This window comes from Pseudomonas sp. FP1740 (genome assembly GCF_030687165.1).
In the GTDB taxonomy this organism is placed as follows: Bacteria; Pseudomonadota; Gammaproteobacteria; order Pseudomonadales; family Pseudomonadaceae; genus Aquipseudomonas.
The window spans coordinates 6,297,358-6,316,663 of sequence record NZ_CP117461.1 but is presented as its reverse complement, the minus strand read 5'-3'; the positions used below and the strand labels follow the sequence as shown (position 1 = coordinate 6,316,663).

17 protein-coding genes and 2 pseudogenes are annotated in these 19,306 nt (G+C 59.5%); 12 read left to right on the top strand and 7 right to left on the bottom strand.

What is annotated here, in order from left to right; all coding sequences use genetic code 11:
* Positions 1–47 precede the first annotated feature (47 nt).
* Together PSH69_RS28490 and PSH69_RS28485 are read right to left on the bottom strand one after the other, a co-directional pair.
* Positions 48–1,832, bottom strand: coding sequence for a GspE/PulE family protein (locus PSH69_RS28490; RefSeq protein WP_305410457.1), 1,785 nt, complete (start codon positions 1,830–1,832; stop codon positions 48–50).
* A gap of 102 nt (positions 1,833–1,934) precedes the next feature.
* Positions 1,935–2,273, bottom strand: a complete 339-nt coding sequence (locus tag PSH69_RS28485) for a hypothetical protein (protein WP_111453014.1) — start codon at positions 2,271–2,273, stop codon at positions 1,935–1,937.
* Positions 2,274–2,399: 126 nt separating this feature from the next.
* On the opposite strand from PSH69_RS28485, the gene PSH69_RS28480 reads away from it, so the two are divergent.
* Entirely contained in the window at positions 2,400–2,873 is a 474-nt protein-coding gene (locus PSH69_RS28480; RefSeq protein WP_008012567.1) for an Lrp/AsnC family transcriptional regulator, read from the top strand.
* A gap of 58 nt (positions 2,874–2,931) precedes the next feature.
* On the opposite strand, the gene PSH69_RS28475 is transcribed toward PSH69_RS28480, so the two are convergent.
* Positions 2,932–4,299: an inorganic triphosphatase gene (locus PSH69_RS28475; RefSeq protein WP_305410456.1), complete on the bottom strand. Its 1,368-nt coding sequence runs from the start codon at positions 4,297–4,299 to the stop codon at positions 2,932–2,934.
* 177 nt (positions 4,300–4,476) lie between these two features.
* Here PSH69_RS28475 and argE point away from each other — a divergent pair, with 177 nt between their 5' ends.
* Entirely contained in the window at positions 4,477–5,634 is a 1,158-nt protein-coding gene (gene argE / locus PSH69_RS28470) for an acetylornithine deacetylase (RefSeq protein ID WP_305410455.1), read from the top strand.
* Between the two features lie 135 nt (positions 5,635–5,769).
* Positions 5,770–7,068, top strand: a complete 1,299-nt coding sequence (gene argA, locus PSH69_RS28465; protein ID WP_305410454.1) for an amino-acid N-acetyltransferase — start codon at positions 5,770–5,772, stop codon at positions 7,066–7,068.
* Positions 7,069–7,109: 41 nt separating this feature from the next.
* Here the strand turns inward: argA and tauA (PSH69_RS30390) are convergent.
* Both tauA (PSH69_RS30390) and tauA (PSH69_RS30385) read right to left on the bottom strand, forming a co-directional pair.
* Positions 7,110–7,226: pseudogene (gene tauA, locus PSH69_RS30390) on the bottom strand (taurine ABC transporter substrate-binding protein); the annotation flags it as partial.
* 40 nt (positions 7,227–7,266) lie between these two features.
* Positions 7,267–7,456: pseudogene (gene tauA, locus PSH69_RS30385) on the bottom strand (taurine ABC transporter substrate-binding protein); the annotation flags it as partial.
* 296 nt (positions 7,457–7,752) lie between these two features.
* Here tauA (PSH69_RS30385) and PSH69_RS28460 point away from each other — a divergent pair.
* The 9 genes from PSH69_RS28460 (at position 7,753) to PSH69_RS28420 (ending at position 16,691) form a co-directional block, all read left to right on the top strand.
* Positions 7,753–9,084, top strand: a complete 1,332-nt coding sequence (locus tag PSH69_RS28460; protein ID WP_305410453.1) for an OprD family porin — start codon at positions 7,753–7,755, stop codon at positions 9,082–9,084.
* 396 nt (positions 9,085–9,480) lie between these two features.
* Complete coding sequence (locus PSH69_RS28455; protein ID WP_305410452.1) at positions 9,481–10,842, top strand: OprD family porin; 1,362 nt, start codon at positions 9,481–9,483, stop codon at positions 10,840–10,842.
* Positions 10,843–11,133: 291 nt separating this feature from the next.
* The gene (locus tag PSH69_RS28450) at positions 11,134–11,772 is read left to right on the top strand and encodes a peroxiredoxin (RefSeq protein WP_018928623.1); all 639 of its coding nucleotides are present in this window, start codon (positions 11,134–11,136) and stop codon (positions 11,770–11,772) included.
* Between the two features lie 238 nt (positions 11,773–12,010).
* Positions 12,011–12,604, top strand: a complete 594-nt coding sequence (gene ssuE / locus PSH69_RS28445; protein ID WP_305410451.1) for an NADPH-dependent FMN reductase — start codon at positions 12,011–12,013, stop codon at positions 12,602–12,604.
* 101 nt (positions 12,605–12,705) lie between these two features.
* Positions 12,706–13,671 (top strand): sulfonate ABC transporter substrate-binding protein, encoded by a 966-nt coding sequence (locus tag PSH69_RS28440; protein WP_138866471.1) that lies wholly within the window; start codon positions 12,706–12,708, stop codon positions 13,669–13,671.
* A gap of 25 nt (positions 13,672–13,696) precedes the next feature.
* Complete coding sequence (gene ssuD / locus PSH69_RS28435; RefSeq protein ID WP_018928626.1) at positions 13,697–14,845, top strand: FMNH2-dependent alkanesulfonate monooxygenase; 1,149 nt, start codon at positions 13,697–13,699, stop codon at positions 14,843–14,845.
* 9 nt (positions 14,846–14,854) lie between these two features.
* Positions 14,855–15,637: an aliphatic sulfonate ABC transporter permease SsuC gene (gene ssuC / locus PSH69_RS28430; protein ID WP_305410450.1), complete on the top strand. Its 783-nt coding sequence runs from the start codon at positions 14,855–14,857 to the stop codon at positions 15,635–15,637.
* The gene (ssuB, locus tag PSH69_RS28425; protein WP_305410449.1) at positions 15,634–16,440 is read left to right on the top strand and encodes an aliphatic sulfonates ABC transporter ATP-binding protein; all 807 of its coding nucleotides are present in this window, start codon (positions 15,634–15,636) and stop codon (positions 16,438–16,440) included. Before ssuC ends, ssuB begins: the two co-directional genes overlap by 4 nt.
* Positions 16,441–16,475: 35 nt before the next feature.
* On the top strand, positions 16,476–16,691 hold the full coding sequence (locus PSH69_RS28420) for a molybdopterin-binding protein (RefSeq protein ID WP_003229256.1): 216 nt from the start codon (positions 16,476–16,478) through the stop codon (positions 16,689–16,691).
* A gap of 149 nt (positions 16,692–16,840) precedes the next feature.
* Here PSH69_RS28420 and PSH69_RS28415 read toward each other — a convergent pair whose 3' ends face one another.
* Together PSH69_RS28415 and PSH69_RS28410 are read right to left on the bottom strand one after the other, a co-directional pair.
* The gene (locus PSH69_RS28415) at positions 16,841–17,479 is read right to left on the bottom strand and encodes a TetR/AcrR family transcriptional regulator (protein ID WP_305410448.1); all 639 of its coding nucleotides are present in this window, start codon (positions 17,477–17,479) and stop codon (positions 16,841–16,843) included.
* Between the two features lie 263 nt (positions 17,480–17,742).
* Positions 17,743–19,119: a glutamine synthetase family protein gene (locus tag PSH69_RS28410; RefSeq protein WP_007939256.1), complete on the bottom strand. Its 1,377-nt coding sequence runs from the start codon at positions 19,117–19,119 to the stop codon at positions 17,743–17,745.
* Between the last annotated feature and the right edge of the window lie 187 nt (positions 19,120–19,306).

Sequence of the window (19,306 nt, the reverse complement as noted above, 5' to 3'; positions counted from 1 at the left end):
AAGGTTTGGATGCGACTTGGGGGAAGTATCCGAGCGCAATCTGTAGCCTATTTCTGCTCACTCTGCGGTGTCACCCGCAACACCTCTTCAATCGTGGTCAACCCCGCCGCCACTTTCTGCGCCCCCGACAAGCGCAAACTGCGCATGCCTTCCTTGAACGCCTGACGGCGGACCGCCAGCAAGTCGGTATCTGGGTTGATCAGCGCTTTGATGCCATCCGTCAGCAGCATGATTTCGTAAACCCCGGCGCGACCGCGATAGCCGGTTTCGCGGCATTCCAGGCAACCGATGGCGCGCTGGGCGTTGGTCGGCAGTGGCGCTTGCCAGGGCCGGGTCAGGGTTTGCCAGTCGTCCTCGCCCAACGTCAAGGGTGCCTTGCAGTGGGGGCATAACGTACGCACCAGACGCTGGGCCATGACCCCGAGCACCGTGGCCTTGATCAGGTAATGCGGCACGCCGAGTTCCAGCAGGCGGCTGATGGCGCTCGGCGCATCGTTGGTGTGCAATGTCGACAGCACCAGGTGGCCGGTGAGTGCCGCCTGAATCGCCATCTCGGCGGTTTCGAGGTCGCGGATCTCGCCGATCATGATGATGTCCGGGTCTTGCCGCATCAGCGCGCGCACGCCGGCGGCAAAGGTCAGGTCGATGTTGTGCTGGACCTGCATCTGATTGAACGCCGGCTCGACCATCTCGATCGGGTCTTCGATGGTGCAGAGATTGACCTCCGGCGTCGCCAGTTTCTTGAGGGTGGTGTACAGCGTGGTGGTCTTGCCCGAACCGGTTGGCCCGGTCACCAGAATGATGCCATTGGGCTGGCGGATCATGTCTTGCCAGCGGCGCAGGTCCTCGGCGGAGAAGCCCAGTTGGTCGAAATCCTTGAGCAGCACTTCCGGGTCGAAAATCCGCATGACCATCTTCTCGCCGAACGCTGTCGGTAATGTCGACAACCGCAGCTCGACTTCGCCGCCGTCCGGGGTTTTGGTCTTGACCCGGCCGTCCTGGGGTTTGCGCTTTTCCGCGACGTTCATCCGCCCCAGGCTTTTCAGGCGGCTGACGATGGCCATGGTCACTTGCGGCGGGAATTGATAGACGTTGTGCAGCACGCCGTCGATGCGAAAGCGCACCGTGCCTTGCTCGCGCCGGGGCTCGATGTGGATATCGCTGGCCCGCTGCTGGAACGCGTACTGGAACAGCCAATCGACGATGTTGACGATGTGCGCATCGTTGGCGTCCGGCTCCTGGTCGCTGGCGCCAAGGTTGAGCAATTGTTCGAAGTTGCCCAGGTTGCTTGTCTGCTGATCGGCGTTGGTGGCACCGCTGACCGATTTGGCCAGGCGGAAAAACTCCACGCTGAAGCGCTGGATGTCCACCGGGTTGGCCACCACGCGCTTGATCGGCAACTTCAGCACGTGGGTCAGGTCGGCTTCCCAGCCGCTGACGAAGGGCTGGGCGCTGGCCACGGTGACGGCATCGCGGTCGATGGCCACCGCCAGAATCTTGTGGCGTTGGGCGAAGGCATAGGACATCAGCGGCGTAATGGCGGCGACGTTGATTTTCAGTGGGTCGATGCGCAAGTAAGGCTGGCCGGCCTGCTGGGACAGCCACAGCGTCAGGCTTTCCAGATCGAGGTGTTTACCGGGACGGCTGAGGTCGTCCAGATGTTGGCTGGCGATGAACTCCAGCGGATGTTGCTGAGCATTGGTGGCGTGACGGCGGCGGGCGTTGAGTGCGTGTTCGGCCGAGTCCTGGCTGACAAAGCCTTGGGCGACCAGTTCACGCAGCAAATCGTTAAGGTCCAGCCAGCGGTCCTGAGTGGCAAGTTGAACGGACATGCGGGCTCCTTATGAACAACCGTTCGCAAAGGATAGCTGCGCACCCGCAGACCGTTGGGCCACTACCCGACCAACACGTGTCGGTTTTTTTCAGGGGAGGGGTCAGCCCGCTGCCTGCGCCGGCTCCTGCCACGCTGAATCAGCCGCTTGCAGATTCACCGAGCAGACGCTGATCAGGTTACGCAGTTTTTCCGCGATCACCTGGGCTCGGTGCCAGCTCAGGCCGTCCATGACGATGTCGATCGACAGCAGATCGTCCAGGCGCTGCACGTTGACCTGTTGCGGCGTCAGAAACTGCAAGGCGAACAGATTGAGCGCGCGGCACAGCAGATCCGGCTCGGCCTCGGCCAGCAGTTGGTATTGAACGCGGCAGTGGGTGTTGCTGACGTTCCAGACATCGGCGCGGGCGGGCGGGGTGTTCACGGCTTCGAGGGGCGGCATGGTCGGGCTCCAAAATCATTGGAGGGATTTTTACATTCGCTGCTGGGCATTTCTTATCTATGATTGGCTTTGTTGACGATTTATCGAATCGATCAATTCAAGATCATATTAATTTCAGGTTTTTCTATGCATAGCGAGCTGGATGGCTACGACCGCAAGATTCTCGCGTTGCTGCAAGAGGACGCTTCGCTCTCCAGCGCGCAGATCGCCGAGCAGGTGGGCCTTTCGCAGTCGCCCTGCTGGCGGCGGATCCAGCGGATGAAGGAGGAGGGGATCATTCGTGGTCAGGTGACGTTGCTTGACCGCAAGAAAATCGGCCTGAACACGCAGATCTTCGCCGAGATCAAACTCAACGCCCACGGACGTTCGAACTTCACTGAGTTCACCGAAGCGATTCGCGGTTTTCCCGAAGTGCTGGAATGTTATGTGCTGATGGGATCAGTGGATTTCTTGTTGCGGATCGTCACGGCAGACATCGAGGCTTATGAGCGTTTCTTCTTCGAGAAACTGTCGATGGTGCCGGGGATACAGGAGGTCAACTCGATCGTGGCTTTGTCGGAAATCAAATCCACGACGAGTTTGCCGGTGTTGCGGGGGTGATGTTTGAGGGCCTTGATCGTTCCCATGCGGGAGCTTGGGAACGATCATCATCGCGGTGTTACAGGCGCAGCAGGGTCTTCCAGGCACGATTCTGATACACCGCAATCGCCTGCTGCTTACGCGCATCCAGCGACTCATCGGTGATCGGCTCGTTAGCCAGCAGGGCAAGCTGTTTCAGCTCACCGTACAGGCGATCCATCTCCGGGATGTCCAGCACGCTACGGGCATGATGCAGCCAGGCCTGGATGCGCTCGATGCGCGGCAGTTGCTCGGCCAGGTCTTCCGGCTGTTGCTGGTAACGCTGCAGTTGCAGCGAGTTGGCTTCTTCGCCCAGCAGGCGTGGCAACCAGCTGCCCAGTTGCGCGGCGCCCTGACGATTGCCGCGGACGTTGCGATCGGCAGCCCAGGCACGGGCCAGCAGCCAGCGCGAGGTGTTCAGCGAGAACAGGCCCCAACGCGGATCTTCCAGCTCTTCGAGGAATTGCTCCGGCGCGGCTTTGCGCACGTCTTCGTCGTCCAGGCCGGCTTGTACCAGTGGGCGCCAGTCTTCCAGCAGGGCATCCAGCGCGACTCGCAGATCGTGAGTCGACTGACGCGGCGCGGCTTGACCGAGGCTGCTGATCAGCGCGCGCATTTCAGCGAGGTTTTCGACCCAGTCCTGCAGCAGGCGCCAGTGGCCATTGAAGCGATATTGCTCGGCCAGGCGCTGGCTGCTGCTCAACAAATGCCAGCACAGGGCGGCGAATGCATCGTCCAGTGGCATTTCGGCGGTGATCTGCGGCGCCGGCAAGCTCAGCGAGTAGCTGTTGGCGTCGAACAGGCGATAACCGCGTTCGGCCTTGCTGATGTCGCATGGCATCAGCGGCAGGGTCGCAGCCAGTTCGGCGGCCAGTTCCAGCAGCGCGGCCGGATCGCCTTCGCGCAGTTCCAGTTCCAGCTCGCAGATTTCTTCTTTCTGCTTGCCGACCACCACGTGGCCCAGGTCCAGCGCGGCTTCGATGACCACTTTGGTCTTGCCACGGCCCCAGGCGATTTCCGCGCGTTCACGCACGAAATCGGTGGTGAAGATGGCTTTCAGGGTTTTCTTGTCCAGCTCGGCCAACTGCTCGGGCCAGCATTCGCCGTCGAGTTTTTTTACGTCGAGTTTGGCTTTGGACAGGGGCCAGTCGTACTCGTGACGCTCGGACAGACCGGCGACGCTCTGGCCACGGGTCTTGAGGGTCTGAATCACTTCTTCGCCATCGCGGCGCAGGCGCAGGGCCACCTTGGCGTGGGCCAGGTCGCGCTCGGGCGTGTCGAAGTACTGGTTCATCAACTCACGGCGTTCCCAGCCACTTTTGTTGCGTTTCTTCAGTAACGGGTGCTCGCGCAGGGCGGCGAGGGTTTCGCGGCTGACGCGGAGTTTGATTTCGGTTTCTTTCTGCATGGCCGGAAAATCCAGGATCGGGAGCGCAGCCGGGGAAATGTGTGGCTGCCAAGGTCGTGCAGTGTACAGGACTCAAGGGTTGTAGGGTCTGTTGACGCTTGGTGACGGCCGCGACGGTTTATTCCTGTCGCCGGATGGCTCTATGATGGACTTCAATTCGGGAGTTGGGAGTCAGCGATGCCTTTGCCGTCCATGAAAGATCAGTTCGCTGCGCTGATCGCCGCGCCGTCCGTCAGCTGTACCCAACCGAACCTGGATCAAACCAATCGGCCGGTCATCGACTTGTTGGCGACATGGCTCGGGGAGCTGGGTTTTGCCTGCGACATCCAGCAGGTCAGCCCCGGCAAATTCAACCTGCTGGCCAGTTTCGGTTCCGGCCCTGGCGGCCTGGTGCTGGCCGGTCACAGCGATACGGTGCCGTACGACGCGGCGCTGTGGCAGACCGACCCGCTGAAACTGACGGAAGTGGACGGCCGTTGGGTCGGCCTGGGCAGTTGCGACATGAAGGGCTTTTTTGCCCTGGCCATCGAAGCCGTCAAACCCTTGCTCGACCAACCATTCAAGCAACCCTTGCTGATTCTTGCGACCTGTGATGAAGAAAGCTCGATGTCCGGCGCGCGTGCCTTGGCCGAAGCCGGGCGGCCACTAGGTCGTGCGGCGGTGATTGGCGAGCCGACGGGGTTGAAGCCGATCCGCTTGCACAAAGGCGTGATGATGGAGCGCATCGACATCCTCGGTCAGAGCGGCCATTCCTCGGACCCGAGCCTGGGCCACAGCGCCCTCGAAGCCATGCATGATGCGATTGGCGAACTGCGCGGCTTGCGTCTGGCGTGGCAACGGGAATTTCGTAATCCGCAGTTCAGCGTGCCACAGCCGACGATGAATTTCGGCTGCATTCACGGTGGCGATAACCCCAACCGCATCTGCGGCCAGTGCTCACTGGAGTTTGACCTGCGTCCGCTGCCGGGCATGGATCCCAGCGCCCTGCGCGCGGCAATCTTGCAGAAGCTCAAACCCATTGCCGAGCGGCACCAGGTGAAGATCGATTACGCGCCGCTGTTCCCCGAAGTGCCGCCGTTCGAGCAGGCCGAGGACTCGGAATTGGTGAGGATCGCCGAAAAGCTCACCGGGCATCGCGCCGAAGCAGTGGCATTCGGCACAGAAGCGCCTTATCTTCAGCGCCTTGGCTGTGAAACACTGGTATTGGGCCCCGGCGACATCGCCTGCGCCCACCAACCGGGGGAATACCTCGAAATGTCACGTTTGCAGCCTACCGTGCATCTATTACGTCAACTGATCCAACATTACTGCCTGACGCCGGCGTCGCTCGTATAAATCGCCCGTGTCACAACCCGTACTTATGAGGAGAGCACGCGTGTCGCCAAGCCTGTTCCGACGATAACCATCAGCCCGCTGTGCGTTTACTGCGTTACTCTTTTTTCGGCTGCTATTTATTACAGGCCCAGGTTCATGCCCGAATACGTCAATTGGCTTCGTCACGCTTCGCCTTACATCAACGCCCACCGCGATTGCACCTTCGTCGTCATGCTGCCCGGCGACGGTGTGGAGCACCCGAACTTCGGCAATATCGTCCACGACCTGGTGCTGCTGCACAGCCTGGGCGTGCGACTGGTGCTGGTTCACGGTTCGCGTCCGCAAATTGAAACCCGCCTCGCTACTCGCGGCCTGACCCCGCACTACCACCACGGCATGCGCATCACCGATGCAGCGACGCTGGAGTGCGTGATCGATGCGGTCGGCCAACTGCGCATCGCCATCGAAGCGCGGTTGTCCATGGACATGGCCTCGTCGCCGATGCAGGGCTCGCGCCTGCGGGTGGCCAGCGGCAATCTGGTCACTGCGCGGCCGATCGGCGTGCTCGAAGGTGTCGATTATCACCACACCGGCGAAGTGCGCCGGGTCGACCGCAAGGGCATCAATCGCCTGTTGGACGAACGCTCCATCGTGCTGTTGTCGCCGTTGGGTTACTCGCCGACCGGCGAGATCTTCAACCTCGCCTGCGAAGATGTCGCGACCCGCGCGGCCATCGACCTGGGCGCAGACAAGTTGCTGCTGTTCGGCGCCGAGCTCGGTCTGCTGGATGAACATGGTCGTCTGGTTCGCGAGTTGCGTCCGCAACAAGTTCCGGCGCACTTGCAACGCCTGGGCAGCAACTATCAGGCCGAGCTGCTGGATGCGGCCGCTGAGGCATGCCGGGGCGGTGTGGCGCGCAGTCATATCGTCAGCTACGCCGAAGACGGCGCGCTGCTGACCGAACTGTTCACCCGTGACGGTGGCGGTACGCTGGTGGCCCAGGAGCAATTCGAGGTGGTACGCGAGGCGGCCATCGAGGACGTCGGCGGTTTGCTGGACTTGATCAGCCCGCTGGAAGAGCAGGGGATTCTGGTACGCCGTTCCCGCGAGGTACTGGAGCGCGAGATCGAGCAGTTCAGCGTGGTCGAACGTGAGGGCATGATCATCGCCTGCGCGGCGCTGTATCAGATTGCCGATTCGGATGCGGGGGAGTTGGCGTGTCTGGCGGTGAACCCGGAGTACCGCCATGGCGGTCGCGGCGATGAATTGCTGGAACGCATCGAAACCCGCGCCCGGGCGCAGGGCCTGAAAACCCTGTTCGTGCTCACCACCCGGACCGCCCACTGGTTCCGTGAACGGGGTTTCGTGCCGAGTAGTGTCGATCGCCTGCCGTCGGCGCGGGCGTCGCTGTACAACTATCAGCGTAATTCGAAGATCTTCGAAAAGGCCCTCTGACTGAGTGATGATCGTTCCCACGCAGAGCGTGGGAACGATCATCACTCAGTGACGTATTTGGCGCTGACATACGGCGAATAATCCGGCAGCACCGTTTCTACCTTCCCTTGCTCCCGCAAGAACTTCGCCATCTCTCCAATCGTCTTCGTCGTGCCGCCAACGCACCGCGGTCTGCTGCGCGGCGCTGACCACTTACGAACCGCGATCGAAACGACGCCAATCGACTTTATGGCCTATGGTTTCTCGAATCGCCGTCGGCTCGAAGGCCTACGGTAGGGGAGACGCCGGTTTGATAGCCGAACGTGAGCGTCGTCGCCTGAGTGGAAAGAGAAAATATCAGCGATACACAAACTGTAACAAATTGACTAGATAGTGCGCGTTTAGCCATGATGGCGTCGCCTTTTCGATAGGGATTGACGCGTACGGGATGTGCCAAAGCCAATGGGAATAAAAAAAGGCTGATAAATACCCTTTAGGAATTAGCTTTTGGGCCAATGCCGTTATGTCCGGTTCGATGAGCCGCCGGCAGGGACTCAATATTCGACGTTAGACCTTGGTCGTAGACACACATGGTTACGATTGACTTGGTAGTCACGGTCTGGCGCTAATCGCGCATCTGTGGATCCAGGGCTTTCGACCCAAGACCAAAGAACACAAAAATTAGAAAACGAGAGGAGCGAAACAATGAAGAAGTCCACCTTGGCCCTGGCTGTGGCCGTAGGGGTTTTGGCGCAGCAGGCAGGCGCCGCCGGTTTCATCGAAGACAGCAAGGCTTCCGTCAGTTCCCGGACCATGTATTTCAATAACGACAACCGGGAAGGCGGCGCGGATCAGAGAGAGACCGCTGAAGGCCTCAAGTTCGATTACCTGTCCGGTTTCACCCAAGGTACTGTCGGCTTCGGTATCGACGCCCAGGCTCTGGTCGGTATCCATCTGGACGGTGGCAGGGGTCACCACCCAGACAGCAACACATTCTTCCCAAGCGATACTGATGGCTCGGCCGTGAACGAGTGGAGCCGCGCGGCGGCTAACGTCAAAGCACGCTTCTCGAAGACCGAGGCCCACCTGGGTGGCGCTCTGCAGCCTAACCTGCCGATTCTGGTAGCGAATGACAGCCGCCTGCTGCCACAGACCTTTGAGGGTGGCACCATCACCTCGAAGGAAATCGACAACGTGACCTTCAACGCAGGTCAGTTGGAACACTCGGCGGGTCGCGCCTCGTCAAACGCTACCGGCCTGGCCGTGGCTGGCGGTACTCAGGACAGCAACCAGTTCCGTTATGCCGGTGCTGACTGGAAGGTCACCAAAGACCTCACCCTGCAGTACTACCACTCGAATCTGAAAGACTACTACAAGCAGGACTTCCTCGGCTTGGTGCACGTCTTCCCGATCGACGCCAATCAGTCCTTCAAGACCGATCTGCGCTATTTCGACAGCAGCTCCGACGGTAAGAACGGTGATGCCGGTTATCGTTTCAACAACAACAACGGTTACGCCAGCAAGCCAGGCGAGGTCGATAACAAGACCTGGAGCGCCATGTTCACCTACACCCTGGGTGGCAACGCCTTCCTGGTCGGTCACCAGCGCGTCAGCGATGACGGCGGTTTCGTCTACCTGAACCAGGGCAACGTGGTTGATGGTAATGGCCGTCCGGAAGGGAACGGTGGTGCCAGCTTCTACCTGTTCACCGATTCCATGATCAACGGCTTCGTTCGTGCCGGTGAAAACACCACCTTCGGTCAGTACTCCTATGACTTCGCTGCGCTGGGTGTGCCAGGCTTGAAAACCTCGATTTCCTACCTGCACGGCGATGACATCAAAGCGACGAACGGCCGTGGTCCTGATGGGTCCGAGTGGGAACGCGACATGCGGATTGACTACACAATCCAACAGGGCAGCTTCAAAGGTTTCGGCGTGACGTTGCGCAATGGCGTCTACCGTGGCAGTGAAGTCTCCAGCAACCCTGATGTTGACCAGACCCGTCTGATCTTCAACTACACCTACAGCTTCCTGTAATAACCCTCAAAAAAGAGCCTCGCCTATTGGCGAGGCTTTTTTTTTTGTGTTTTTTATATTCCAAAAAAATAGTTTCAGTTGATTATTTATTCTTTTTTGTTTTTTGCCCAAATCTATAAAATGAATCCATCAGGTACTCATTGGCAGCAACACGAGTATCGGATTCAGCACCCCCCGATTTTGAAGATCAAGGAATTGGTTCATGAGCCGATACCTTGAGTCCCGGCATGGATATATATGCCTAAATGGCATTAAAAAATACCGCGGTAAATCTTTTGGTTTGTCATGTCGGCAAAAACAAGGGGGGCTGACCACCCGGCGCTCATTGCGCATCTTTGGATCCGGGCACTCGACCAGGACCAGGAACCCAGAATTAGAAATGAGAGGAGCGAAACAATGAACAAGTCCACCTTGGCCCTGGCTGTGGCCGTAGGGGTTTTGGCGCAGCAGGCAGGCGCCGCCGGTTTCATCGAAGACAGCAAGGCTACATTGGGGCTGCGCAACTTCTACATCAACACTGATAACCGTGATTCGGCAGCTAGAACTGCTTCCAATGTTCAGAGTAAAAACGAAGAGTGGGGCCAAGGCTTCGATCTGCGTTTCACCTCGGGCTACACCCAAGGCACCGTTGGCTTTGGTATTGATGCCATCGGCCTGCTGGGCGTCCGTCTGGATTCGGGTGGCGGCACCAACGGCGCAACTCCTACCTCTTACGGCGGCACTGTTTTCCCAAGTGAGTCCAACGGCAAAGCGGTTGATAACTTCTCCAGCCTGGGCCTGACTGCCAAAGCCAAGATTTCCCAGACCGAACTGAAGTTGGGTACCCTGCAGCCAAAACTGCCGGTGATCGTGACCAACGACGGTCGTCTGCTGCCGCAAACCTGGCAGGGCGGCCAGATCACTTCCGGTGACATCAAAGACCTGACATTGGTCGGCGGTCAGATCGAAGCGGTAAAAGGTCGTAACTCCAGCAACAACGAGCAACTGTCCATCGGTGGTGCTAACAGCCCTACCATCAGCGGTCGCGATAGCAACAAATTCATCTACGCCGGTGGTGACTACAAAATCACCAAAGACCTGACTGCTCAGTACTACTACGGCAACCTGGAAGACTTCTACAAGCAGCACTTCCTGGGGCTGGTTCACAACTGGGCTATTGGCCCGGGCGTGCTGAAGTCGGACTTCCGTTATTTCAACAGTTCCGATGACGGTGCCAACGGTAATACCCCTGCTTATTTCAGCACCGGTAACTACACCGGTTCTGCCAGCGGCCGCGGTAAAGTCGATAACAACCTGTACAGCGGCCTGTTCCTGTACTCGGTTGCCGGTCACACCTTCGGTGGCGGTTACCAGGTCAGCAGCGGTAGCAGCGACTTCCCTTGGCTGAACCAGGGCGACGGTTCGTCGAACTACACCATCACCGACTCGCAGATCCAGAAGTTCGCTCGTGCTGGCGAACATACATGGCAAGCTCGCTACTCGTATGACTTCGCCAAAGTTGGCCTAGCTGGCCTGACGGCGGGTATGGTTTACCTGCGTGGTGACAACATTGACACCGTTGGTGCCAATGGTCGCGAGAACGGTTCGGGCCGTTCCGAGTGGGAACGCGACCTGACCCTGGCGTACGTAGTACAAGAAGGTCCGTTGAAAAACCTGGGCCTCACCTGGAAAAACGCCATGTGGCGCAACGACATCCCAGGTCAGCGCGACCAGGACGAAAACCGTCTGATCGTCAGCTACTCGATCCCGCTGTTGTAATAGCGCTCGCATAACCGACGAAAAAAAGCCCCGCCCGGCATCACGCCGGGCGGGGCTTTTGCGTTTTCAAGGCGGGCTCACCCCCGTAAACCCTCCTTGAAGTTCCCTTTTTGCAACAACTCAAGGCCTTCTCGAACCTTGGGATCGATGTTCGTCCCGATGGCGGATCAGGTCCAGTGAACAGATCTTTAATATTTCTTTATGATCTAAATAAATTGATATTTATTCTTTTTAATTAAATTTGAACGCAGGCACAGTTGAGCTCAACAAGCACTCACCAGGAGCAGCACCATGAGCCTCAGACTTGGCGATATCGCCCCCGATTTCGAACAGGATTCCAGCGCCGGCACCCTCCGTTTCCACGAATGGCTAGGCGATAGCTGGGGCGTGCTGTTTTCCCATCCGGCAGACTTTACGCCGGTGTGCACCACCGAGCTGGGCTTCACCGCCAGGCTCAAGGATGAATTCGCCCAGCGCGGCGTCAAAGCCATTGCCCTGTCCGTGGACCCGGTGGATTCGCATCACAAGTGGATCGAGGACATCAACGAAACCCAGAACGCCATCGTCAATTTCCCGATCCTCGCCGATGCGGACCGTAAAGTGTCCGACCTGTACGACCTGATCCATCCGAATGCCAACGACACCTTGACCGTGCGCTCGTTGTTCGTGATCGACCCGAACAAGAAGATTCGGCTGACCATCACTTACCCGGCGAGTACCGGCCGTAACTTTAATGAGATTCTGCGGGTAATCGATTCGCTGCAGCTCACCGACAACTACAAGGTGGCCACCCCGGCCAACTGGCAGGACGGTGATGAGGTGGTGATCGTGCCATCGCTCAAGGATGAAGACGAAATCCAGCGACGTTTTCCCAAGGGTTATCGCGCGGTGAAACCGTATCTGCGCCTGACGCCACAGCCGAATCGTTAACGTCAAAAGATCGCGTCCGCGCAGAGCGTGGGAACGATCATGTCTACCAAAGCAGGGGATTTCGGGCCGTTTCGACGGCCTGTTTTTTTGTCCGGGAAAAGACAATCATCATATTCGTTTTGGGTATAACTAAATGAATAAATATGATTTATGGATATATAAATCACCTGTTAAGGTCACCCCATCGACGCGAGATCGCAAGCTGCGAATCGCCAACACCGCTCAAGGAATTGTCTGAATGCAGGTCGTCTCACTCGGTGGCAGCCCCAGCCCACGCTCCCGTTCCGGGGTGTTGCTGGAGCGCTCCAAACACTGGTTGCAGGAGCAAGGTGTGGAAGTGGTGAGTTATCAGGTACGGGACTTCCCGGCCGAAGACTTGCTGCATGCCCGTTTCGACAGCCCGAAGGTGATCGATCTGTTGCAACAGATTGATAACGCCGACGGTCTGCTCATCGCCACACCGGTTTACAAAGCCTCGTTCTCCGGCGCGTTGAAAACCGTACTGGATTTGCTGCCCGAACGCGCCCTGGCCCACAAAGTGGTTCTGCCAATGGCGACCGGCGGCAGCATCGCCCACATGCTGGCGGTGGATTACGCGCTCAAGCCAGTGCTGTCGGCGTTGAAGGCCCAGGAAATGCTCCACGGGATTTTCGCCGTAGACAGTCAGATCGCTTACGGCGAAGGCAGCGCCCAGGCGCAGTTGGCTCCCGAGCTTGCACAACGACTGAATGAATCGCTGGAGCTGTTCTACAGCGCCATGGCTCGCCGACCCAAGCCGCTCGATCCGAACCTGTTGAACGAACGTTTGTTGAGTGCTCGCTGGAGCATTTAAGCCAGCCCTCAAGCAACATCTGAATTTGAAGTACTCACCTTACTGGCCCGCTAACGGGCAAGCAGGTGCAGCCAAAACCCAACTGCAAAAAGGAGAGCGCCATGCGCCCTGTCATTTTGCGTCGTGGTCTGGTCGCTCTGTTTGCTGCGGCTGTGTCCTTCGGCGTCATTACTCAAGCCCAAGCCGAGACTTTGCGAATCGGCTATCAGAAATACGGCACCCTGGTGCTGCTCAAAGCCAAAGGCACTCTGGAAAAACGCCTCGCCGCCCAAGGCGTGGACGTGCAATGGACGGAATTCCCCGGCGGCCCGCAACTGCTTGAAGGCCTGAACGTCGGCTCCATCGACTTCGGCGTCACCGGCGAAACGCCTCCGGTTTTCGCTCAGGCCGCGGGCGCCGATCTGCTCTACGTCGCTTATGAACCGCCAGCGCCCCACAGCGAAGCGATCCTGGTGCCGAAGGGCTCGCCGATCAAATCGGTGCAGGAACTCAAGGGCAAGAAAGTCGTGCTCAACAAAGGCTCCAACGTGCACTACCTGCTGGTGCGTGCGCTGGAAGACGCCGGCCTCAAATACACCGACATCCAGACCGTGTTCCTGCCGCCCGCCGATGCCCGCGCCGCGTTCGAGCGCGGCAGTGTCGATGCCTGGGTGATCTGGGACCCGTACCAGGCTGCCGCCGAACAGCAACTGCAAGCGCGCACCTTGCGCGATGGCAAAGGCATCGTCGACAACCATCAGTTCTATCTGGCGACCAAGCCTTATGCGCAGAAAAATCCTGAAGTGATCAAAACCCTGGTGGAAGAAGTGCGCGCGGTCGGTGAATGGTCCCGGGCCAATCCCGAGGACGTAACCCGACAGGTTTCGCCACTGCTCGGCCTGCCGGCGGACATCACCCTGACTTCGGTGAAGCGCCAGGGCTACGGCGCGCTGTTCCTGACCCCTGAGGTGGTCGCCGCCCAACAGAAAATCGCCGACAGCTTCTACCAGCTCAAGCTGATTCCCAAGCCCTTGAGTATCAAGGACGTGATCTGGACGCCACCGGCAGCCGTCGCCAAAGCGCCGTAATTCGATTCCCCAAGGAGACCACTCCATGAGCCTCAATATCTTCTGGTTCCTGCCTACCCACGGCGACGGCCATTACCTTGGTACCGCCGAAGGCGCTCGCGCCGTCGACCACGGTTACCTGCAACAAGTCGCGCAAGCGGCGGATCGCCTGGGGTTCGGCGGGGTGCTGATTCCCACCGGTCGCTCCTGCGAAGATTCGTGGCTGGTGGCCGCCTCGCTGATCCCGGTGACCCAGCGTTTGAAATTCCTCGTCGCCCTGCGCCCCGGGATCATTTCCCCGACGGTGGCGGCACGTCAGGCCGCGACCCTGGATCGTCTGTCCGGCGGTCGTGCGCTGTTCAACCTGGTCACCGGTGGTGATCCGGAAGAACTGGCCGGCGACGGCCTGTTCCTCAGTCACGAAGAGCGCTATCAGGCCTCGGTGGAATTCACCCGCATCTGGCGCCGGGTACTGGAAGGCGAAACCGTCGATTACGACGGTCAGCACATCAGCGTGAAGGGCGCCAAGTTGCTCTATCCGCCGATCCAGCAACCGCGTCCGCCGCTGTATTTCGGCGGCTCTTCGGAAGCGGCGCAGGATCTGGCGGCAGAGCAGGTCGAAATGGTCCTGACCTGGGGCGAGCCACCGGCCGCCGTTGCCGAGAAAATCGCACAGGTTCGCGCCAAAGCCGCGAAGCTCGGGCGCACCGTGCGTTTCGGTATTCGCCTGCATGTGATCGTTCGCGAAACCAACGCCGAGGCGTGGCAAGCGGCGGATCGACTGATCTCTCATCTGGACGATGACACCATTGCCCGCGCCCAGGCTTCTCTGGCGCGTTTCGATTCGGTCGGCCAGCAACGCATGGCCGCTTTGCATGGTGGTAGTCGCGACAACCTGGAAGTCAGTCCCAACCTCTGGGCCGGTGTCGGTCTGGTGCGCGGCGGGGCCGGTACGGCGCTGGTCGGCGATGGTCCGACCGTGGCCGCTCGGGTGAAGGAATACGCCGATCTGGGCATCGATACGTTCATCTTCTCCGGTTATCCACACCTGGAAGAGTCCTATCGGGTGGCCGAGTTGCTGTTCCCGCACCTGGACATCGAGCGCCCGGAACTGCCGAAAAGCGCCGGTTACGTCAGCCCGTTCGGCGAGATGGTGGCCAACGACATTCTTCCCAAAGCCGCGTCCCAGAGCTGAGGCGTGGCCATGAAGAAAACTATCCACAGCCTCGCACCCTGGGTGTTGCCGATTCTGTTGCTGGCGGTATGGCAGTTGTCGGTGTCGGCGGGCTGGTTGTCGACGCGGATTCTGCCGGCGCCCATCGCGGTGATCGAAGCCGGTGTGAGCCTGTTCCGCAGCGGTGAAATCTGGACTCACCTGGCTATCAGCGGCTGGCGCGCGGCACTCGGGTTCGCCATCGGTGGCGGTATTGGCCTGGTGCTGGGCTTTATCACCGGCCTGTCGAAGTGGGGCGAGCGCCTGCTCGACAGTTCGGTGCAGATGATCCGCAACGTACCGCACCTGGCGCTGATTCCGCTGGTGATCCTGTGGTTCGGCATCGATGAGTCGGCGAAGATTTTCCTGGTGGCGTTGGGGACGTTGTTCCCGATCTACCTCAACACTTATCACGGCATCCGCAACGTCGATCCGGCGCTGGTGGAAATGTCCCGCAGTTACGGCCTGTCCGGTTTCAGCCTGTTCCGTCAGGTGATCCTGCCGGGTGCATTGCCTTCGATTCTGGTCGGCGTGCGTTTTGCCCTGGGCTTCATGTGGCTGACCCTGATCGTCGCCGAAACTATCTCCGCCAACGCCGGCATCGGCTACCTGGCGATGAATGCCCGGGAGTTCTTGCAGACCGACGTGGTGGTGCTGGCGATTCTTTTGTATGCGGTGCTAGGCAAACTCGCTGATCTCGCGGCCCGTGGACTTGAGCGCGTGTGGCTGCGCTGGCATCCGGCCTATCAGGTTGCCAAGGGAGGTGCCGCATGACGGCTCAACAACCTCCACGCCTGCTGCGCGGAATTCCGCTGGCAGTGCGCAAGCTGCAAAAGACCTTCGGTTCGCGGCAAGTGCTGCGTGAAATCGACCTGCACATTCCTGCCGGGCAGTTTGTGGCGGTGGTCGGGCGCAGCGGTTGCGGCAAAAGCACCTTGCTGCGCTTGCTCGCCGGTCTCGACAAACCTACGGCTGGCGAGTTGTTTGCTGGCTCCGCGCCGCTGAGTGCCGCCAGGGAAGATACCCGGCTGATGTTCCAGGAAGCGCGGTTGCTGCCGTGGAAGAAGGTCATCGACAACGTCGGTCTCGGGCTCAAGGGCAACTGGCGGCCGCAAGCACTGGAAGCCCTTGAAGCGGTCGGCCTGGCGGATCGCGCCCACGAATGGCCGGCCGCCTTGTCCGGCGGGCAGAAGCAACGTGTGGCCCTGGCTCGCGCACTGATCCATCAACCGCGCCTGCTGTTGCTCGACGAACCCCTGGGCGCACTGGATGCCCTGACCCGTATTGAGATGCAGCAACTGATTGAACGGCTCTGGCAGAAGCACGGTTTCACCGTGTTGCTGGTAACCCACGACGTCAGTGAGGCGGTGGCGATTGCCGATCGGGTGATTCTGATTGAAGAGGGCGAAGTCGGCCTCGACCTGGCAGTGGAGTTGCCGCGCCCTCGGGTTCGCGGCTCCCATCGGCTGGCGGCGCTGGAAACCGAAGTGCTCAACCGCGTGCTGTCGGTACCCGGCCAGCCGCCGGAACCGGAACCTGTTTCACCCTTGCCCACGCAATTGCGCTGGGCTCAATAACGTAAAAAACTCATCCAACGACAGGAATCAACATCATGACTATCAAAGCCATCAACGTTCGTAACCAGTTCAAAGGCTCAATCAAGGAAATCGTGCTCGGCGACGTCCTCTCGGAAATCGACGTGCAGACTGCCTCCGGCATCGTCACTTCGGTGATTACCACTCGTTCGGTGAAAGAGCTGGAACTGGTGGTCGGCAGCGAAGTGATCGCGTTTGTGAAATCCACCGAGGTGTCGATCGCCAAGTTGTAAGTGCGTGCGCCAACAACAACCCCGGAGGGTGTGAGCCCTGATCGTTCCCACGCGCAGCAAAGGAATGCCTCTTCGGACGCTCCGCGTTCGGCTGTTGGGACGCAGAGCGTCCCGGGCTGCATTCCCCACGCGGAGCGTGGGAACGATCATTACGTGGGGAAGGAGCGCTTGGGCAAATAAGGCGGCAAATACAGCCCGAGGTAAGCATCAAACACCCGCATCCCTTCCTCAGCCATGCGCGGTGTGATCTGCCCATGTTGCTGCACCGAGCGTGCATACACTCGATCCCCCAGCTCCATGGCCAGGGCAAACACATCGACGTCTGTCGGCAGCCTTGGCAGTTCGAAGTGGTGGTCGAACAGTTTGTGCATCAGGTCGCCGAGTTCGATGTCGTGCTGGCGGTCAGCCTGGGTGACTTCGGTCAGGCCGTGCTGGGCGAGGATCAACTGGCGGGCAGCGGCGTCTTCGTCGTAGATGTCGAGCATGCGTTGTTCCACCAGTCGCGACAAATCGCGCCAGCCGTTGAGGGCGTGGTGGTCGATGGGCGCTTGCAGGCAAGCACGGAACGCGGCGTGGACGTCGGCGGTCAGGGCTTCGAGCAGGGCCGGGACGCTGGCGAAAAAGTGGTAGACGGAGGAGGGCGGGATCTCTGCGCGTTCAGCGACGCTGTAGATCGACAGACTGGCCACGCCCTCGGCGGCCAGCAGCGTGCGGGCGGCATCGAGTATCGAATCGATCCGGGCCTGGCTGCGTGCACGGGGTTTGCGTGGGGTGGCGAGTCGGGTCATTGAAGTCTCCTGCAGGGCAGCGGGCATTGTACGCAGAGCGCAGAGATGATCCATACCCCGTGGTGAGGGGGCTTGCCCCCGTTGGGCTGCGTAGCAGCCCCAAAACAGGCAATCTCGTTGTATCGGGGATGCCGCGTTAGCTGGATTGGGGAGTGCTGCGCACTCCAACGGGGGCAAGCCCCCTCGCCACAATGTTTAGTGGTTTGGCCATAAAAAAACGCCGCAGGCGGTAAGGCCGGCGGCGTTGTTTTTACGGCAACCGTTTACACGGTATGCAGGTACCAGTTGTACTCGAGGTCGGAGATGGAGTGTTCGAACTCCTCCAGCTCGCTCTCTTTACAGGCGACGAAGATATCGATGTATTTCGGATCGATGTACTTGGCCATGACTTCGCTGTCGTCCAGCTCGCGCAGTGCATCGCGCAGGTTGTTCGGCAGGCTCTGCTCGTTCTGCTCGTAGCTGTTGCCTTCCACGGGCGCGCCCGGCTCGATCTTGTTGACCAGGCCGTGGTGCACGCCGGCCAGGACCGAGGCCATCAGCAGGTACGGGTTGGCATCGGCACCCGCCACACGGTGTTCGATGCGCACGGCATCGGAGGAACCGGTCGGTACGCGGATCGCCACGGTGCGGTTGTCCAGGCCCCAGCACGGCGAGTTCGGCACGTAGAACTGCGCGCCGAAACGACGGTAGGAGTTGACGTTCGGGCAGAGGAAAGCCATCTGCGCCGGCAGGGTCTCGAGCACACCGCCGATCGCGTGACGCAGTGCGGCGTTCTGCTCGGGATCCTCGCTGGCAAAAATGTTTTTGCCATCTTTATCAAGAATCGAGATGTGGACGTGCAGACCATTACCCGCCTGGCCTGGATAAGGCTTGGCCATGAAGGTGGTGTCCATCTCATGGTCGTAGGCGATGTTTTTGATCAGACGCTTGAGCAGGACCGCGTAGTCGCAGGCCTTGATCGGGTCGGCCACGTGGTGCAGGTTCACTTCGAACTGCGCCGGGGCACTTTCCTTGACGATCGCGTCGGCAGGAATGCCTTGCTCTTTCGCACCTTCCAGAATGTCCTGGAGGCAGTCGACATATTCGTCGAGGTCGTCGATCAGGTAGACCTGGGTCGAGTGCGGGCGTTTGCCGGAGATCGGCGAGCGCGGTGGTTGCGGGCGACCGTTCACGTTTTCCTGGTCGATCAGGTAGAACTCCAGTTCGAACGCGGCGCAGATGGTCAGCCCCATTTCGTCGAACTTGGCCACGACCTGACGCAGGACTTCGCGCGGATCGGCGAAAAATGGGTCACCTTCGAGTTCGTGCATGGTCATCAGCAGTTGCGCAGTCGGGCGCTTCTGCCAGGGCTCATTGCACAGGGTGTCAGGGATTGGATAGCAGATTCGGTCAGCATCGCCGATGTCCAGGCCCAGGCCGGTGCTTTCCACCGTCGAGCCATTGATATCCAGAGCAAATAGAGAGGCCGGCAGGTTGATGCCTTTCTCGTAAACCTTGTGGAGGCTGGTGCGTTCGATGCGCTTGCCGCGCACCACACCATTCATATCCGCAATCAGAAGGTCAACGTACAGAACCTCAGGATGTTCCTTAAGGAACGCGTTCGCTTCGTTAAGCTGAACGGCACGCGGGGGTACCGACATGATGCAACACCTTTGTTGTTAAAAATATCAATCATTGATCTTTTCAGATTCCAGTCAACCCGAACGGCATGCCGAAGTCAAGCGAGGCCTTTTTTGCCCTAAAAAAGCGCTCACAAGGCTTTTTTGAGGCACTTTGGGGCGTATTTTTGTCTTCTGACGTCTTGGCGCCCGCGGGCTTGAGCGGGCC

Bases quoted from the DNA above. Each gene is read 5' to 3' on its own strand.
- PSH69_RS28440 (WP_138866471.1), top strand. From the start codon at position 12,706: ATGCGCCCTGTCATTTTGCGTCGTGGTCTGGTCGCTCTGTTTGCTGCG.
- ssuB (WP_305410449.1), top strand. From the start codon at position 15,634: ATGACGGCTCAACAACCTCCACGCCTGCTGCGCGGAATTCCGCTGGCA.
- PSH69_RS28450 (WP_018928623.1), top strand. From the start codon at position 11,134: ATGAGCCTCAGACTTGGCGATATCGCCCCCGATTTCGAACAGGATTCC.
- PSH69_RS28455 (WP_305410452.1), top strand. From the start codon at position 9,481: ATGAACAAGTCCACCTTGGCCCTGGCTGTGGCCGTAGGGGTTTTGGCG.
- PSH69_RS28485 (WP_111453014.1), bottom strand. From the start codon at position 2,273: ATGCCGCCCCTCGAAGCCGTGAACACCCCGCCCGCCCGCGCCGATGTC.
- argA (WP_305410454.1), top strand. From the start codon at position 5,770: ATGCCCGAATACGTCAATTGGCTTCGTCACGCTTCGCCTTACATCAAC.
- ssuE (WP_305410451.1), top strand. From the start codon at position 12,011: ATGCAGGTCGTCTCACTCGGTGGCAGCCCCAGCCCACGCTCCCGTTCC.
- PSH69_RS28420 (WP_003229256.1), top strand. From the start codon at position 16,476: ATGACTATCAAAGCCATCAACGTTCGTAACCAGTTCAAAGGCTCAATC.
- ssuD (WP_018928626.1), top strand. From the start codon at position 13,697: ATGAGCCTCAATATCTTCTGGTTCCTGCCTACCCACGGCGACGGCCAT.
- ssuC (WP_305410450.1), top strand. From the start codon at position 14,855: ATGAAGAAAACTATCCACAGCCTCGCACCCTGGGTGTTGCCGATTCTG.
- PSH69_RS28460 (WP_305410453.1), top strand. From the start codon at position 7,753: ATGAAGAAGTCCACCTTGGCCCTGGCTGTGGCCGTAGGGGTTTTGGCG.
- PSH69_RS28480 (WP_008012567.1), top strand. From the start codon at position 2,400: ATGCATAGCGAGCTGGATGGCTACGACCGCAAGATTCTCGCGTTGCTG.
- PSH69_RS28415 (WP_305410448.1), bottom strand. From the start codon at position 17,479: ATGACCCGACTCGCCACCCCACGCAAACCCCGTGCACGCAGCCAGGCC.
- PSH69_RS28490 (WP_305410457.1), bottom strand. From the start codon at position 1,832: ATGTCCGTTCAACTTGCCACTCAGGACCGCTGGCTGGACCTTAACGAT.
- argE (WP_305410455.1), top strand. From the start codon at position 4,477: ATGCCTTTGCCGTCCATGAAAGATCAGTTCGCTGCGCTGATCGCCGCG.
- PSH69_RS28475 (WP_305410456.1), bottom strand. From the start codon at position 4,299: ATGCAGAAAGAAACCGAAATCAAACTCCGCGTCAGCCGCGAAACCCTC.
- PSH69_RS28410 (WP_007939256.1), bottom strand. From the start codon at position 19,119: ATGTCGGTACCCCCGCGTGCCGTTCAGCTTAACGAAGCGAACGCGTTC.